This window comes from Bacillus sp. AY2-1 (genome assembly GCF_008368965.1).
Lineage (GTDB): Bacteria > Bacillota > Bacilli > Bacillales > Bacillaceae_G > Bacillus_A > Bacillus_A thuringiensis_S.
Window position 1 is genome coordinate 26,419 of record NZ_QPEL01000008.1, and the last position, 14,798, is coordinate 41,216.

A 14,798-nucleotide genomic window follows, 5' to 3' on the forward strand; every position below is an offset into this window, starting at 1 on the left:
TTCCCCCTAATTAAAACTTCTCTGGATTTAATAATGCATACACTAAATACACTGTAATTGCTGCGACTATAACCGATAAGACAATCATCATGATTGCTTTCCTTCTTTCACAACTTTATCTGACCAACTTGCAAGACTTGCCATCGATGCAACTAATAAAATAAAAATCCCGACCATTACAACATCTAACATAACTATCCCTCTCTTCGTTTTGTTAAAATTTACCATTTAAATATTAAAAAAGAACACTGAGCTCTACTCAGTGTTCAAAAAATGAACAACAAAAAGTAAACCTCCTCTCTAAACGCTTACGAGGTTAGCTGTCGGATTCGGGCCTAAAGAGTAGCCCTACTTTCAAAACTGAAAGATTCACCCCAAGTGACGATGCACAAAATTGGTTCCCCCGCTCCATTTCTGGAACTCAGCGATTTTAGGTTTTTTTGGAAATTTTATGAATGATTTATGAGAGTAAATATACTCCTCTATATTTCACTTGTAAAGGGGTAAATTACTGAAAATAAGAAAATATCCATCTATTTAAACGCTTACATTGAGTATTATTAATATTCTTTCATCTATTTACTCGTCTTTTCTTTCATTTTCACAGAAATGATCTTTTCAATACGAAATAAAAAGAGCGAATGACATAAAGTGCATAGCTTGTTGCACTTAGCATTCGCTCTTTTTATTTCACTATTTATTCTCCTCGTAAAAAAGCACGTAAATTTCTCCCGCGAATATAAACCTGTGACAATTCTGCATGTAGCTGCTCATATTCGGTAATATCCACCTCTAAATACAAAGCATCTTTTGATGGTAATATAATATACGGCCCTGGAAAAAGGGGATCGATCTGAACCAATTCTTGAACTCGCTCTACCGATACTGCCCAACGATTTGCTATATCTCCAAGTAATAGTACCTTCATCATTTCTTCCCCCGCTCTATTCAAAAAATAAAAAAGAAATATTATTACAATTTGTAAACACGACAAACTTAGCTCCAATTGTTTCATAGAGCCTCGCTGGATATCGTTTATTCCTTGTAACAACAGTAATAGGTGCTTGAAAAGAAAAGCGAATGTGTTCTGTGAAAAAACTAACGATTGGAAGCTCATCCCCTAGTAAAATCACCTTCTTAATACACTCAAAAATACTAGTAAAGTCCTGCTCCTTACTGCAACTATAAGTCCAATCAAACCCACAATTCCTAACTTCAGCCGCTATCTCTTCATTTGCCGTAAAAATAATTAACTCATGTTGAAATGATACTAGATCTCTTAAACTATCTACCTTACTTTCTTCTCCAACACAAATAAGTGTTAGTTCCATGTACCTCATCCTCCTTAGTATAAAAGAAATCAAACATAGATTGATATTCCCCTATACTAATCAGATCGATGAAGTGATGTATCCATCATGGCACCGTCCTCTCTCAAGACGCTTACGAAGTTAGCTGTCGGATTCGGACTTTGAGAGTAGCCCTACTTTCAAATTTGAAAGATTCACCCCTAGTGCAGACGCACAAATTGGTTCCTCCGCTCCATATAATTGGACTCAGCGTTTACAAAAAAATATATTCTGGCTGATATATTACTCCTGTATTTTGAAAAAGTAAACAGAAAAAAAGCCAGTTATAAAACTGGCTTTTCACTTATCTATACACGCGTTCTATTCACTTTATACGCAAAATGATTCGTCGGTCCATGACCACTACCAATATTCAATGGCTCTTCAATTGCTATACTAATAAATCGTTTTGCTTCTTGAACAGCATCTTCAATTGAGTATCCTTTCGCAAGTCCTGCTGTAACCGCTGAAGCAAATGTGCACCCACTTCCGTGCGTTTGCTTTGAAGGAATTCGCTCGCTTCTAAACTCAATAAATTCTTCTCCATCAAAGAGGAAATCAATTACTTCATTACCTTGATATTCTGCATGTCCGCCCTTCATAAGCACATATTTAGCACCTAATTTGTGCAATACTTTTGCAGCTTCCTTACTATCTTCAACATTATGAATCTCCATCCCAGTTAACACTTCTGCTTCTGGAACATTCGGTGTTATAACGGTTGCTACTGGTAATAAATATTCTTGTAATGCATGAACTGCTTCTTGCTGTAATAATGATGCACCGCCTTTTGCGATCATAACAGGATCTAGCACAATATTATTCCAGCCAAATTTTTTAATTTGTTCTGCAACAATTTGAATTATTTCACTACTAAATAACATTCCTAGTTTCACTGCATCTGGTGTTAAATCCGTACCAATTGAATTCAGCTGTTCTGTAATACCTTCTAAAGGAACAGGATATACCCCTTGAACGCCAAGCGTGTTTTGAGCAGTAATTGCCGTAATAGCCGTCATTCCGTATACACCAAGCTCTTGGAATGTTTTTAAATCTGCCTGAATTCCAGCACCACCGCCGCTATCAGACCCTGCAATTGTTAAAGCTTTATTCACTTTCATCCCACTCATCCTTTTCTATCCAAAATAGCGATGATAAATCGTTTTTGCTTCGCTTATATCTTTCGTTCCATGTACGAGCACACGGCCATCTTTAAAGGCGACTAACCTCTTGTCTTCAACAGAAAATGATAATAAATATGGATTTACATTTAAATCATTCACGCGACCTTCCAGCAACTCTTTATATTGTTCAAAATTTATTTCTTCTTTATGAGGTGGTCTAATTTGAACTGTATTTCGTCCGCATAAAACTGCTGTTTTTGATGTGTTCTCTTTATTTAAATATGGATACAATGCATTCTCTCCACATGAAGGACAATTATGCTGGCGAAGCTTTTGTACATTCATACATAAATACTCATTCTTCCACATATCAAACGATACAAGCCCATCTCGAAGTGATTCGTAATCTTCTACTAACAGTTTAAGAGCTTCTGTTACTTGATGAGAAACGACAAGAGATACAGCAGGTGATATAATACCCGCTGTATCACATGTTGCCCCGCCAAGCGGAATCGACTGTAATAAACATGATAAACATGGTGTTTTACTAGGAAGGATTGTGTAAGAAAGACCGTAACTACCTACACATGCACCGTAAATCCATGGAATAGAATATTTTTGTGCTATATCATTCACAATAAAGCGTGTTTCGAAATTATCAGTCGCATCAATAATTACATCAACGTTTGTAACAAGTTCTTCTAGCTCTTCAGCTGTTACATCTTGAACGAGAGCTTTTATTGTTACATCGCTATTAATCTCTTCTAAACGTTTTTTAGCCGCTATAGCTTTTGGGAGATTATTCTTTACGTCGCTCTCTGCATACAATTGCTGTCTTTGTAAATTACTCCAATCTACATAATCACGGTCAACAATTGTTATCTTGCCCACACCCGCTCTTACAAACATCTCTGCATTTGCACTACCTAATGCACCTGCACCGATAATAAGTACATGCTTTTCTCTTATCTTTTGCTGCCCTTCTGCTCCAATTGGAGAAAATAGTTCTTGGCGAGAATATCGATTATTCAACTACGCTCATTCCTTCTAAAGGACTACTTGCAGTTGCACAGCGCTTACGTGCAATACGACCTGCTTCAAATCCTAAACGGCCTGCTTCAATACTTAGTTTCATTGCTTGTGCCATTTTAATAGGATCTTTTGCTCCTGATACAGCTGTATTTAATAACACACCATCTGCTCCTAATTCCATTGCAAATGCCGCATCAGCTGGGCTACCAATACCAGCATCAACGATAACTGGTACTGTCGCTTGTTCAATAATGAAGCCCAAATTTAATGGATTTACAATACCAAGTCCTGATCCGATTGGAGATGCTCCTGGCATAATCGCATGCACGCCAAGCTCTTGTAATTTACGTGCTAATACAACATCATCAGATGTGTACGGAAGTACGATAAATCCTTCTTCCAGTAACTTTTCAGATGCCTTTAACGTTTCTACCGGATCCGGTAATAACGTTCTATCATCACCAATAACTTCTACCTTTATCATGTCACAAAGCCCAGACGCTTTTGCTAATTTTGCAATGCGAACAGCCTCTTCAGCATTTTTTGCCCCTGCTGTATTTGGTAATAACGTATATTTTTTCACATCAAGTTTCTCTAATAAATTAGGTTGCTTTGCATCAAAGATATCCATACGACGTACTGCAAACGTTAAAATTTCAGCTTCAGAAACGTCAATTGCCTTTTGCTGTACGTCAAAATCAGGGAATTTACCTGTTCCTAATAAAAGTCTAGAATGAAATGAAAATGGTCCAATGTTCAACATAATCAACCGCCTCCTACGAAAGTTACAATCTCAATTTGGTCTCCATCAAAAACAGATGTATCTGTATGATCATCTTTTTGTAAAATATCTTTATTACGCTCTACTACAACAATTCTGTTATCTAGCTCTAAATGTGTAAGTAACTCAGCTACTGTTTTTACACTCGCTGGCACTTCAATTTGGTTACCATTAATTTTTAAATTCAAACTTCCATCCCCTTTCTAAACTCTTCTAGAAAGCAATGAATCTAGCAAATGATTCTCTTGCTTTCCTTCTATTAAATCAGCCATATATTGGCCAGAAATAGGACTTAATAAAATACCGTTTCGATAATGGCCCGTGCAAGCATATAAACCTTTTATTTCTTCATGCTCTCCCATATAAGGAGCTTCATGATTCGATTGTGGTCGTAATCCTGCCCACGTGCTTTCCCATTCTGCTTCTTTTAAAGCTGGCAATATTGTATAAGCACGCTCTAATATAGAAGTTATACTTTCTGGCTGCACAGTTTTATTGAACGTATGTGGCTTCATTGTTGCCCCAATTACATAACGTCCACCGCGCTTTGGAGTAATGTAAAATCTTTCTTGAAAAATAGGTGCTTTTAAAAGTTGTTTTCTACTTCTTACCGCAACCACTTCTCCTTTAACTGGATATGTACCCCAATCACGGTGAAAATAACTGAGTAACTGCGTGCTCCATGAACCTCCTGCAATAACGACTTTCTCACATGTGACAATACCTTCACTTGTAATAACTCCAGTCACTTTATTATTTTCAATACGAATATCAAACACTTCTGTCTGTTCATATATATCAGCACCGGAAATTGCTGCAGAATGTGCGAATGCTTTCGTAAGCTCTGGTGCAATAACATGACCGTCTTTCGGATAATATACTGCTCCTATAATAGATTCGGATAGATATGGCTCTTTTTCCCGCACATGGTCTCCCGTTAGAAAATAAGAATCTTCACCTGTTTTCTGCTGCCAATCCATAATGTGAAGAATTCTTTCCTTCTCATCTGCATTTTGAGCAATACGATAAATTCCTTTTTCTTCATATCCAATATCAATACCCGTCTTTTCACGTAAAACTGCTGCAAGTTGTGGAAATATAGCTCGGCTTTCTCTAGCAAGTTCAAATAGCGGATCATACGCATCCCATTCTGCCTGAACCCCGAGTAAACCAGCAGCTGCTTTCGAAGCTTCCGATGCAATTTTTTGCTTCTCTACAATCGCTACTTTATGTCCTCTTTCTGCTAGAAAATGTGCAACTGAACTACCAATTACACCACCACCAATAATCGCTACATCATACTTCTCACACATGTTTTTCCGCCCACTTTCTTATTGATTCCTTATAAGACTTCGCTTTGCTATACGGGTTACTACTACTTACAATTCCAGACATAACTGCTATACCACTTACACCGTTAGTAAGAACATCCACTGTGTTTTCTGGGGTAATTCCTCCAATTGCTGTAATCGGTATAGATAAACACCTTGCAATGTCTGAAATTTCTTCAAGCCCTCTCGCTGGCACACCTTTTTTACAATCTGTCGGAAATACATGGCCATAAACGAGTGAATCCGCTCCATTTTTAAAAGCTACTATTGCTTCATCTAGCGAATGCACAGAATAACCGACATGCAAATACGAAAACTTTTCTTTCACTGACTTTACATCTGTACTTCGATATCCTAGTTGAACACGAGGAATATTTAATAAAATGGCGATATCAATTCGATCGTTTATGACAATTTTAGAAGCCGGAAAGCCCTCCATTAATAGACTTTCCACACCTTCATATAATTCCTTCGTACTCTTCTCACGCTCACGAATATGCAAATAATCAATCTCACTCTCAATTTGCATCGCTACATTCACTAACTCTTCGAATGGCATATGGCCATTTGAGATTACGTGGAGCTCATTTTTCATATTCATTCGCCTACTTTAAAATATTTTCGAATAGTTCATCGGCTGGGACGGTTTCTTTCGTCATTCCTTTGTCTTTCAGCCATTTATTTTGTTTTTCCCATGATTCTTTTGAATCTGATAAAAATGGCTCATCTTTCGTTTCCATCTTCTCTAATAAAATTTTCATACTTTCTTTTTCAACTTCTGGCACAAGCGGGAAGTTTTCTTTTTCTTGATGATTTAATAAAATATTTAATGCTTCATCTGGATTTTTCTTCATGAAATCATAGCCTTTTTTCGTACCACGTAAGAAGGCTTGCAACGCTTCTTTATCTTTTTTCAACGTTTTATCACCTGTTACAAATACAAGCTCATGATAATTCGGTACACCATAATCTGCTGGATTAAAGTACGCTGGTTCATGACCTTCATGACGCATAACAGGTACTTCATGGTTAATGTATGCCCCTGTTACCGCATCCACTTTTTTCGTAATTAATGCTGGTACTAAATCAAAGCCAACATCGACTACTTTCACTGTATCTGGATTACCACCAGCTTCTTTTACCATCGTTTTTAAATACATCTCACTTAAAGGTGTTCCAGAATAGCCAACTGTTTTCCCCTCTAAATCTTTTGGCGATTGAATGCCTGCTGATTTCAGCGATACAACATGATTTAATGGTGAACGTACGACAGCTCCAATTGATTTTACTGGAATTTGTTCATTTGCTTTTGCCATGACAACATCTGGCTGATAATATAAACCAACCGTTACTTTTCCTGCAGCTGCTAAAGTTAATGGATCAGTCGGATTAGAAGGGAATTTTATATTCACCTTTACTCCTTCTTCTTTAAAATAGCCTTTTTCAATTGCTGCATAAATAAAGCTATGTACCGCATTTGGGTACCAATCAAGCATGACCGTTATTTCTTTTTCCTTTTTACCCTTATCTGACGCTGAGTTACTAGAACATCCAGCAATCATTGCAACTAATAATGTCAACACAAAGATGCTTTTTAAAAATTTCATGAATACTTCCTCCAACTAATAAATTTCTTTTCTAATACTGAGATAAGTATGACGAAGAAAATAGCTAATAATGATAACAATACAATAGGTGCAAATACGCCAGCTCCATCTAACTGCGTCATCATTCTCTTACTGAAATATCCAAGCCCAGCTTGTGCACCGAGCCATTCTCCAATTGCTGCTCCGATAACACTAAGCGGAACTGCAATTTTTAAAGCTGAGAAAAAATAAGGAAGAGCAGATGGCAACTTTAATTTAAGAAAAACATCTTTTTTCGTTGCCCCATACGTAACTAATAGCTCCTCCCATTCTTTTTTCGTACTGCGTAGTCCATCATACGTATTGACCGCAATTGGGAAAAACGTAATTAAAACTGTGACAACAACCTTACTCCAAATTGTGTATCCAAACCATAAAACAAATAGCGGAGCAAGCGCAGTAATCGGAATCGTTTGTGAAGCAACTAATAATGGATAAAATGCTCTCTCCATCCATGTACTCACATTCATTAACATCGCTAGCCCTACACCTAATACGATAGAGATAACAACACCTATTAAAACGACGTATAACGTTGCAGGTAAATGAACTGTAAATAATATGTCTTTTAGTTTCCATATCTTCATTACAATCGCAGAAGGTGACGGTAAAATGTACATCTCATCTACAATTCTTGCTCCTATTTCCCACACAGCTAGTAAAGTACTAAAAAGTGTAATAGCAGGAACTAATTCTTTCAATCGGTTCATCACACAAGTACCTGCCTTTGTAACATACTAAGAAGCTCATCTTTCAGCGCTAATACTTCCGGTTTATATAAATCTTTTCGTGTTCTGTTATGATCAAGCGGTACAGTCCGCTCAGTCAAAGTCGTTATCGGCTGCTGTTCCACTACTAAAACTCGGTTTGAAAGAAATAACGCTTCTTCAACATCATGAGTAATGAATAAAATTGTTTTTTCCCACTCTTGCCATTGTTCAAACAACCATTCTTGCAAAGAGGTCTTCGTTAAAGCATCCAATGCACTAAATGGTTCATCTAACAGCAATATTTCCCCGCCTGTTAATAAAGTTCGAATAAAAGATACACGTTGTCTCATACCACCAGATAAATCTTTCGGATATTTTTTCTCATACCCTTGCAAACCAAATTTATGTAACAGTTCCTTTGCCTTTACTTGTGCTTCTTTCTTCTGTACACCTTGGCACTCTAGCGGCAGGGCAGCATTCTCAATAATTGTTCTCCACGGCAAAAGCATATCTTTTTGCGGCATATATCCTACAGGATGGTGCTTTGTTTCTGTCAGTTCTATCTGTCCAGTACTTACCTTTTCTAGACCTGTAATAAGGCGAAATAAAGTACTTTTCCCACATCCACTCGGTCCGATAATACTGACAAACTCTTTCTCATGTATAGAAGCATTTAATTCATGGATGATTGGTTTCTCATCATAATGAAAAGAAACATTATGAAACTGTAGTATGTTCTTGCTCCTCAAATCCCCACATCTCCTTACGATAGGACATATCCCAGAATAAATATTCAAATCGACTGGAATATAAGAAAATCTCCTCTAATCTTTCTAGTTCTGTCTCAGACTTTCCAACTGCCATTTCATTTAATAAATCTATTAACCAAATACACAGATTACCGTATTCTTCCGAACTATATCCTTGAATCCACTCACCAAAAAACTCATGATCTCTTGCTCCAGGAATATCATTTAAACGCTTTCCAATTTCCCAATAGCTCCACATACATGGAAGAAGCGCTGCTATTAATTCCGCAAGTGTGCCATTTTGAGATACAGACATCATGTAATTTGTATAAGCTAAATTTTTAGCAGATGGTTTCGCAGACTCTATCTCCTCTATAGAAATTCCAAGTCTTTTTGCATATTGTTTATGGATTGTCATTTCGCCATTTAATATTCCATCAATTTGTTCAGCGAACTTTCCCATTACTTGTGGATTCGTTGCTTTTACAACACCAATCGCATATAACTTTGCATAATCTAGCAGATATAAATAGTCTTGAATAATATAATACTGGAATTTATCTTTTTCTAACGTGCCATCTCCCATACCCACTACAAACGGATGATTATGACTCATCTCCCAAACCGGTTGCACAGTTTCTAATAATCTATCGCAAAATTTCATTTCTCTATCCCCTTTCAATATATGTATCTAAATAAAAAACCACTTCTATATATAAGAAGTGGTTACAGCAAATAAAGTTATACATTTATTCGATGTTCCACTTCCCTTCGCTAGTATTACCTAGATCAGGTGTTGTAAGGGTTAAGGATTATTCCTCTCTCAGCAAATCAAGCACCCCTAGTGGTTTCAATATGAAATTTTTAAATAAAAAAGCCCCGTTTCTATACGCAAAGAAACGGGGACTCATTGTTAGTGTCCGAATTGCTTCCCTACGCTAGCATAATCTAGATCAGGTAATAAAAAGGATCAAAGGCTTACGGCCTACTCTCAGCTGGCAACACCAGCTCTCCTAGCAAACTATAAAATTATCACTGTCAGTATAACACCCTAATAAGACATCATCAACTTTTTTAATTTTCTTAATTATTAACAGAATATCAAAGTTATACAATACATACATTCTATTTTAGAAAATAAAACCCCAATTAATTGCATAAGAAGGAATCATTATCCTCAAAAAATTTATTTTTATATTGATTTCATATTACATTTATGTGAATACACCCACTATATTATATCTTTATACTATAATAAAATTACAACTATACAACTAGAGGAGGTCTCTATTCCATGAATATGAAAGCTACTGCTTTAACAGCAACTACTGTAGCGATTGCTTCTTTACTTCCTTCTATGGGTGAAACAAATGTACAAAAAGCAAACGCTGAACAATTATCTAATATTAAAACTGGGTATGTCAAAGTCGATCAAGTAGCATTACATACAGAAGATAACGTAAAAAGCACATCAATTGATACAATTCGCTTTAATACAAAAGTGAACATCCTTGAAACAACTAATGAGTGGTATAAAGTATCTGTTCATAATAAAGTAGGTTATGTACAAAAAGATGCTATTTTACTAAAAAACAAACTTCATTCTAATGATCAATACATCGTTAATGCTAATGCATTAAACGTTCGCTCTGAACCTAATTTAGAATCTTCCATTTTAGATGTATTACCAAATGGCAAGTTTATTACCGTTCAAGAAGATCAAGGCGAATGGTATAAAATATCGCATAATGGCCAAACAGGTTACGTACAAAAAGCATTCATCTCTAATGGTTCACAACCCTTAGTAAAAGGAATCACCGTTCAAAATAATACAAAATATACTGTTGCAACACCTAATCTAAATGTACGTAGCAACGCTAGTACAAGTAGCGCTCTACTCGGTTCATTACAAAACGGTACACAAGTACAAGTAGTAGAAACTGTAGGAACTTGGTATAAAATTCGTTTTGGCACAGGATACGGGTATGTAGCAAAACACTATGTAGTACAAAATCAACCACAAGCTAAAACAGATCAACCTTCATCAATTCCAGCTGCTTTCAAATTCCCTGCTCAAGGAAGAATTAGCTCAACCTTTGATATACGCTGGGAACAAATGCATTATGGTATAGATATTGCCGCTCCAGGAAACGTCTCTATCCAAGCTGCTGCTGCAGGTAAAGTTGTGAAATCTTATTATTCAGCTAGCTATGGCAATGTTGTTTTCATTGCGCATCAAATCAATGGGAAATTATATACAACTGTTTATGCTCATATGAAGGATCGCACTGTACAAGCTGGTGATCAAGTACAAACTGGACAATTAATAGGTCATATGGGAAACACAGGTCATTCATACGGGCAACATCTTCATTTTGAATTACATAATGGAGAATGGAATTTTGAAAAAACAAATGCAGTAAATCCACTGCCATATTTAGTTAGGTAAATTGTATGCCACGCAATATACCTCTTATAATTGAATACGTAGCCTTTTTAGGTTTAATCTGTTGTTTAATCATTTACAATACAAACATTGTATTTTTATCTATTATTATTGCTTTTGTTGCATTAGAAATTATGATGGAATCATTTCAAGTGCAACTAAAACAAAAAATTGCCCATATTTATAATGCTATTTTTCTTTTGAGTGCTCTCATAACAAATATAATTAGTAATGGCTTTTATTTATCTACTGTATTTCCAGTATTCTTTATGGCTGTTTTATTATTTGTAGCTAGATATATTAATGTCCCTTATAAACAAAAACAAGAACAAGAACACGAAGCTTAGAAAGAGGAGACACTGTGTACCAATCTTTCAAAGATACTCCAATAAAATACATATTGAATTTGTATAAGAAAGCCAATACTTTTTTTGGTATACAAGGAAGTTATACTGCACAACTTCTCCTATATGGAATGTTGTTTCTTGTCTTAATCATTTTCTCCTTGTTTTACTAACAAAAAAGGATCTCACATAAACTGGAGATCCTTTTTAATTTATATTAATTTTTCATATCGAAAATATTGTTTATCCACAAGCATATTTTTCATAAATAAAGCTCAGATTATATTTTTTCTCTAAGCTCATTCGTTGTTCGTCATCGCACCAATAGAAAAGAATATCATGAATCGTTGCATAACGCTTATTTTTAAGAAATAGCCTAAAGAATGATGGTAAACAATCATGTAATTGTATAAATATATAATTGCGTAGTGTTTCTTCTTTATATTCAATGCCCTTACAAATATACAGTAATTCTTCACAATAATATGCATGCTGTGGAACTTGTATCATTTCGAAAAATGGCACATAAGATAGTAGCTTTCCAATAAAATGACCATATCGATCCATTACTCCTATCGTCATATGCTCCATCATTTCTTTCATCACATATAAATAATCATCTACATGCGTTGTCTTTAATGGGTCTAAGCGATCGGAAATTTGAGATAATACAGCTCTTTGACATGCTAAAACTGCCTGACTAGGTCCATAATATGATAGGAAATCTGTACACTTACGATATTTCCGTAATAAATCATGTGTATACAAATCATATACAAAAGTATTACAATACATTGCTAAACTCATCATATCACTATTTAATTGCTCTTTTGATAATGATTTCGCTCTCTTGCACATATAAAAGAATGTAAATTCCAATACTTCTTTATGAGATAATAAATGTTTACAATCGGTTATACACTTCTCATTAAATTTAACTCTATCCCAAATTTCAATATCCCTATCTGTCAATTCACCTATACGATATTTAATAATTAAATAATTTAAAGCAACTGATTGCGTCAAAAGATCCCATGTTTCATATTCCAATGAAGTATGAACAAACTCAGCTAATCCTTGCGCTATCATAAAATCATTTGCCTCTTCATACCAACCAATCTCTTGGCATAAGCGAAGAATACGCACTAAAGTTGGAATTTCATCTTTATGAAACTGCGGTAATTTCTTTGCTTTATTCATGCCATATACGATAAATGCCGCTAAATTTTCTTCTTTATAAAATTCTTTCTCTTTCCATACTAATATAGTTCGTTCTTTCCCCTCACCTTTTGGGTGACAAGGTACAAGCAAAGAAAATAATTCAGCGAAATTATTTGGTTCTATATATGTATCTGTAACCAAATTCCAATTTGGATCGCCCTGTACAGCCTTCATATAATTCCCCTTCCCTTTTCATCTATGTAGGAAATATTAATTTATTATCGCACCACTAAAAATTAATATTGTTATATTCAAAATCTATCATAATACTTATATCTATCAGTATATCATCTTTTCTCTTATTAAAAATTAAGAATAACAAATTTTAAAAAAATGTCGAAATTATTAACCGTATCCTTATTATATAATGTCTCAGATACATCACGCTAACATATTAGTTTAATCCATATATGCTAGAATAATGCATCTGAACTTTATATATAATTTAGCTCTTTATGAGTGACCATTAAACTCTCGGTTAATTAAAGTTTCAATTTACTCTGTACGCTCTGAGATTTCGCTCAAGGCAAATCCAGCTTGATCATCTGCTGATTCCCTTATAGCTAAATCTCCTAGTGCTAACATGCCAATAAGCTGACCACTATCAACTACTGGTAACCGTCTAATTTGATACTGTGCCATTAGCTCTGTAGCTTTTTCAATAGAATCATTTGGAGAAACTGAGATAATATTTGTTGTCATTACATTTGTAATTTTATTAGATCCAGGATGTTTTTCAGCAATCCCTCGAACAACTAAATCTCGATCAGTAACAAGCCCAACAACTTGCTCATTTTCAACAACAGGAATTAATCCAACCGATTCTTCCTTCATTTTTACAGCTGCCTCATATACATTGTCTAGCGGTGTACAATGTACAATATGGGTACTCATTAAGTCTCTAACTTGTGTCATTATTTATTTCCTCCTTTTTATACATACCATAGCTTTTCCAAAATTCCTTTATTTATTTCTGGAAAGTAACATTATAAAAAGGATTAACAAAATAAAAAAGAGCCAGCATAATGCTGACTCTTTTTTGTATGACCCGTACGGGATTCGAACCCGTGTTACCGCCGTGAAAGGGCGGTGTCTTAACCACTTGACCAACGGGCCATGGCTCCGCAGGTAGGACTCGAACCTACGACCGATCGGTTAACAGCCGATAGCTCTACCACTGAGCTACTGCGGAATAATATATGATGGGCCTAAATGGACTCGAACCATCGACCTCACGCTTATCAGGCGTGCGCTCTAACCAGCTGAGCTATAGGCCCATATACTTACAGGGGCAGTAGGAATCGAACCCACACTGGAGGTTTTGGAGACCTCAGTTCTACCTTTAAACTATGCCCCTAAATGATGCCGGCTAGAGGACTTGAACCCCCAACCTACTGATTACAAGTCAGTTGCTCTACCAATTGAGCTAAGCCGGCATAAAAAAAATGGTGGCTCGGGACGGAATCGAACCGCCGACACGAGGATTTTCAGTCCTCTGCTCTACCGACTGAGCTACCGAGCCAACATAAATGGCGGTCCCGACCGGGGTCGAACCGGCGATCTCCTGCGTGACAGGCAGGCATGTTAACCACTACACCACGGGACCATTTGGTTGCGGGGACAGGATTTGAACCTGCGACCTTCGGGTTATGAGCCCGACGAGCTACCGTACTGCTCCACCCCGCGACAATATTAAATTTAAAAAATGGAGGAGGTAGAGGGATTCGAACCCCCGCGCGACTCTCGCCGCCTGTCGGTTTTCAAGACCGATCCCTTCAGCCGAACTTGGGTATACCTCCGAGATATAAACCTTTAGTGTACCTTGTAGGTCTAAACCATTTAAAAGAAAATGGAGGAGGTAGAGGGATTCGAACCCCCGCGCGATTCTCACCGCCTGTCGGTTTTCAAGACCGATCCCTTCAGCCGAACTTGGGTATACCTCCGAGACATATATTAAATAAAGTGGAGCCTAGCGGGATCGAACCGCTGACCTCCTGCGTGCAAGGCAGGCGCTCTCCCAGCTGAGCTAAGGCCCCATGTTTTTTGGAATATCGGGAAGACAGGA

The 14,798-nt window shown here is 36.5% G+C and carries 18 protein-coding genes, 11 tRNA genes and 4 riboswitches; of the genes, 2 read left to right on the forward strand and 27 right to left on the reverse strand.

The features are described 5' to 3' along the window. Positions 1-10: 10 nt before the first annotated feature. The 14 genes from kdpF to tenA all read right to left on the reverse strand — a co-directional run bounded on the left by kdpF (position 11) and on the right by tenA (position 9,386). Complete coding sequence (kdpF, locus tag DN403_RS00840) at positions 11-91, reverse strand: K(+)-transporting ATPase subunit F (RefSeq protein WP_000973728.1); 81 nt, start codon at positions 89-91, stop codon at positions 11-13. Further along, positions 88-192 (reverse strand): SipW-dependent-type signal peptide-containing protein, encoded by a 105-nt coding sequence (locus DN403_RS00845; RefSeq protein ID WP_000887894.1) that lies wholly within the window; start codon positions 190-192, stop codon positions 88-90. The genes kdpF and DN403_RS00845 overlap by 4 nt, the downstream gene beginning before the upstream one ends. Before the next feature lie 99 nt (positions 193-291). Beyond that, positions 292-437, reverse strand: a riboswitch (cyclic di-AMP (ydaO/yuaA leader). Between the two features lie 260 nt (positions 438-697). Beyond that, positions 698-931 carry a hypothetical protein gene (locus tag DN403_RS00850; RefSeq protein ID WP_003309103.1) on the reverse strand — a complete coding sequence of 78 codons (234 nt, stop codon included), beginning with the start codon at positions 929-931 and terminating at the stop codon, positions 698-700. A gap of 13 nt (positions 932-944) precedes the next feature. Beyond that, positions 945-1,331, reverse strand: coding sequence for a hypothetical protein (locus DN403_RS00855; protein ID WP_016078105.1), 387 nt, complete (start codon positions 1,329-1,331; stop codon positions 945-947). A 93-nt stretch (positions 1,332-1,424) separates the two neighbouring features. After that, positions 1,425-1,572, reverse strand: a riboswitch (cyclic di-AMP (ydaO/yuaA leader). A gap of 85 nt (positions 1,573-1,657) precedes the next feature. Next, positions 1,658-2,470 carry a bifunctional hydroxymethylpyrimidine kinase/phosphomethylpyrimidine kinase gene (gene thiD, locus DN403_RS00860; protein WP_000867373.1) on the reverse strand — a complete coding sequence of 271 codons (813 nt, stop codon included), beginning with the start codon at positions 2,468-2,470 and terminating at the stop codon, positions 1,658-1,660. Between the two features lie 15 nt (positions 2,471-2,485). Continuing rightward, positions 2,486-3,505, reverse strand: coding sequence for a thiazole biosynthesis adenylyltransferase ThiF (gene thiF, locus DN403_RS00865; RefSeq protein ID WP_001065410.1), 1,020 nt, complete (start codon positions 3,503-3,505; stop codon positions 2,486-2,488). After that, entirely contained in the window at positions 3,498-4,268 is a 771-nt protein-coding gene (gene thiG / locus DN403_RS00870; RefSeq protein WP_000931979.1) for a thiazole synthase, read from the reverse strand. The genes thiF and thiG overlap by 8 nt, the downstream gene beginning before the upstream one ends. Positions 4,269-4,270: 2 nt before the next feature. Next, positions 4,271-4,474 (reverse strand): sulfur carrier protein ThiS, encoded by a 204-nt coding sequence (gene thiS, locus DN403_RS00875; protein ID WP_001049502.1) that lies wholly within the window; start codon positions 4,472-4,474, stop codon positions 4,271-4,273. Positions 4,475-4,489: 15 nt separating this feature from the next. Continuing rightward, a complete protein-coding gene (gene thiO / locus DN403_RS00880; protein WP_016078108.1) occupies positions 4,490-5,599 on the reverse strand; it encodes a glycine oxidase ThiO in 1,110 nt (369 codons plus the stop codon). Beyond that, positions 5,592-6,212, reverse strand: coding sequence for a thiazole tautomerase TenI (gene tenI / locus DN403_RS00885; protein WP_000787170.1), 621 nt, complete (start codon positions 6,210-6,212; stop codon positions 5,592-5,594). The genes thiO and tenI overlap by 8 nt, the downstream gene beginning before the upstream one ends. A 10-nt stretch (positions 6,213-6,222) precedes the next feature. After that, positions 6,223-7,224: an ABC transporter substrate-binding protein gene (locus tag DN403_RS00890; protein ID WP_000670447.1), complete on the reverse strand. Its 1,002-nt coding sequence runs from the start codon at positions 7,222-7,224 to the stop codon at positions 6,223-6,225. Then, positions 7,221-7,973: an ABC transporter permease gene (locus tag DN403_RS00895; RefSeq protein ID WP_001080852.1), complete on the reverse strand. Its 753-nt coding sequence runs from the start codon at positions 7,971-7,973 to the stop codon at positions 7,221-7,223. Before DN403_RS00895 ends, DN403_RS00890 begins: the two co-directional genes overlap by 4 nt. Then, positions 7,973-8,722, reverse strand: a complete 750-nt coding sequence (locus tag DN403_RS00900; RefSeq protein ID WP_001256793.1) for an ABC transporter ATP-binding protein — start codon at positions 8,720-8,722, stop codon at positions 7,973-7,975. Before DN403_RS00900 ends, DN403_RS00895 begins: the two co-directional genes overlap by 1 nt. Next, the gene (gene tenA, locus DN403_RS00905; protein WP_000666828.1) at positions 8,691-9,386 is read right to left on the reverse strand and encodes a thiaminase II; all 696 of its coding nucleotides are present in this window, start codon (positions 9,384-9,386) and stop codon (positions 8,691-8,693) included. The genes DN403_RS00900 and tenA overlap by 32 nt, the downstream gene beginning before the upstream one ends. An 85-nt stretch (positions 9,387-9,471) precedes the next feature. After that, a riboswitch (TPP riboswitch) is annotated at positions 9,472-9,575 on the reverse strand. A 60-nt stretch (positions 9,576-9,635) separates the two neighbouring features. Then, positions 9,636-9,747, reverse strand: a riboswitch (TPP riboswitch). 269 nt (positions 9,748-10,016) lie between these two features. Here tenA and DN403_RS00910 point away from each other — a divergent pair. Continuing rightward, a complete protein-coding gene (locus tag DN403_RS00910; protein WP_001056031.1) occupies positions 10,017-11,171 on the forward strand; it encodes an SH3 domain-containing protein in 1,155 nt (384 codons plus the stop codon). Positions 11,172-11,176: 5 nt separating this feature from the next. Further along, the gene (locus DN403_RS00915; RefSeq protein WP_001137822.1) at positions 11,177-11,515 is read left to right on the forward strand and encodes a hypothetical protein; all 339 of its coding nucleotides are present in this window, start codon (positions 11,177-11,179) and stop codon (positions 11,513-11,515) included. A 240-nt stretch (positions 11,516-11,755) separates the two neighbouring features. Here DN403_RS00915 and DN403_RS00920 read toward each other — a convergent pair whose 3' ends face one another. From DN403_RS00920 to DN403_RS00980, 13 genes are all read right to left on the reverse strand, one after another. Further along, positions 11,756-12,907 (reverse strand): DUF3965 domain-containing protein, encoded by a 1,152-nt coding sequence (locus DN403_RS00920; RefSeq protein WP_000648912.1) that lies wholly within the window; start codon positions 12,905-12,907, stop codon positions 11,756-11,758. Between the two features lie 321 nt (positions 12,908-13,228). Continuing rightward, positions 13,229-13,648: a CBS domain-containing protein gene (locus DN403_RS00925; RefSeq protein ID WP_000195543.1), complete on the reverse strand. Its 420-nt coding sequence runs from the start codon at positions 13,646-13,648 to the stop codon at positions 13,229-13,231. Positions 13,649-13,777: 129 nt separating this feature from the next. Then, positions 13,778-13,849: transfer RNA gene (locus tag DN403_RS00930), tRNA-Glu, on the reverse strand. A 1-nt stretch (position 13,850) separates the two neighbouring features. Continuing rightward, positions 13,851-13,925: transfer RNA gene (locus tag DN403_RS00935), tRNA-Asn, on the reverse strand. A gap of 11 nt (positions 13,926-13,936) precedes the next feature. Beyond that, positions 13,937-14,010: transfer RNA gene (locus tag DN403_RS00940), tRNA-Ile, on the reverse strand. A gap of 9 nt (positions 14,011-14,019) precedes the next feature. After that, positions 14,020-14,090: transfer RNA gene (locus tag DN403_RS00945), tRNA-Trp, on the reverse strand. A gap of 6 nt (positions 14,091-14,096) precedes the next feature. After that, positions 14,097-14,169, reverse strand: a tRNA-Thr gene (locus tag DN403_RS00950). A 10-nt stretch (positions 14,170-14,179) separates the two neighbouring features. Beyond that, positions 14,180-14,255 (reverse strand) — tRNA-Phe (locus DN403_RS00955). Between the two features lie 8 nt (positions 14,256-14,263). Then, positions 14,264-14,339: transfer RNA gene (locus tag DN403_RS00960), tRNA-Asp, on the reverse strand. Between the two features lie 3 nt (positions 14,340-14,342). Then, a tRNA-Met gene (locus DN403_RS00965) sits at positions 14,343-14,419 on the reverse strand. A 20-nt stretch (positions 14,420-14,439) separates the two neighbouring features. Continuing rightward, positions 14,440-14,532: transfer RNA gene (locus DN403_RS00970), tRNA-Ser, on the reverse strand. A gap of 51 nt (positions 14,533-14,583) precedes the next feature. Then, a tRNA-Ser gene (locus DN403_RS00975) sits at positions 14,584-14,676 on the reverse strand. Positions 14,677-14,696: 20 nt separating this feature from the next. Beyond that, positions 14,697-14,769, reverse strand: a tRNA-Ala gene (locus tag DN403_RS00980). Between the last annotated feature and the right edge of the window lie 29 nt (positions 14,770-14,798).

Coding starts and splice junctions, on each gene's coding strand:
- kdpF (WP_000973728.1), bottom strand. CDS start 91: ATGATGATTGTCTTATCGGTTATAGTCGCAGCAATTACAGTGTATTTA.
- DN403_RS00845 (WP_000887894.1), bottom strand. CDS start 192: ATGTTAGATGTTGTAATGGTCGGGATTTTTATTTTATTAGTTGCATCG.
- DN403_RS00850 (WP_003309103.1), bottom strand. CDS start 931: ATGATGAAGGTACTATTACTTGGAGATATAGCAAATCGTTGGGCAGTA.
- DN403_RS00855 (WP_016078105.1), bottom strand. CDS start 1,331: ATGGAACTAACACTTATTTGTGTTGGAGAAGAAAGTAAGGTAGATAGT.
- thiD (WP_000867373.1), bottom strand. CDS start 2,470: ATGAAAGTGAATAAAGCTTTAACAATTGCAGGGTCTGATAGCGGCGGT.
- thiG (WP_000931979.1), bottom strand. CDS start 4,268: ATGTTGAACATTGGACCATTTTCATTTCATTCTAGACTTTTATTAGGA.
- thiO (WP_016078108.1), bottom strand. CDS start 5,599: ATGTGTGAGAAGTATGATGTAGCGATTATTGGTGGTGGTGTAATTGGT.
- tenI (WP_000787170.1), bottom strand. CDS start 6,212: ATGAAAAATGAGCTCCACGTAATCTCAAATGGCCATATGCCATTCGAA.
- DN403_RS00890 (WP_000670447.1), bottom strand. CDS start 7,224: ATGAAATTTTTAAAAAGCATCTTTGTGTTGACATTATTAGTTGCAATG.
- DN403_RS00895 (WP_001080852.1), bottom strand. CDS start 7,973: ATGAACCGATTGAAAGAATTAGTTCCTGCTATTACACTTTTTAGTACT.
- tenA (WP_000666828.1), bottom strand. CDS start 9,386: ATGAAATTTTGCGATAGATTATTAGAAACTGTGCAACCGGTTTGGGAG.
- DN403_RS00910 (WP_001056031.1), top strand. CDS start 10,017: ATGAATATGAAAGCTACTGCTTTAACAGCAACTACTGTAGCGATTGCT.
- DN403_RS00915 (WP_001137822.1), top strand. CDS start 11,177: ATGCCACGCAATATACCTCTTATAATTGAATACGTAGCCTTTTTAGGT.
- DN403_RS00920 (WP_000648912.1), bottom strand. CDS start 12,907: ATGAAGGCTGTACAGGGCGATCCAAATTGGAATTTGGTTACAGATACA.
- DN403_RS00925 (WP_000195543.1), bottom strand. CDS start 13,648: ATGACACAAGTTAGAGACTTAATGAGTACCCATATTGTACATTGTACA.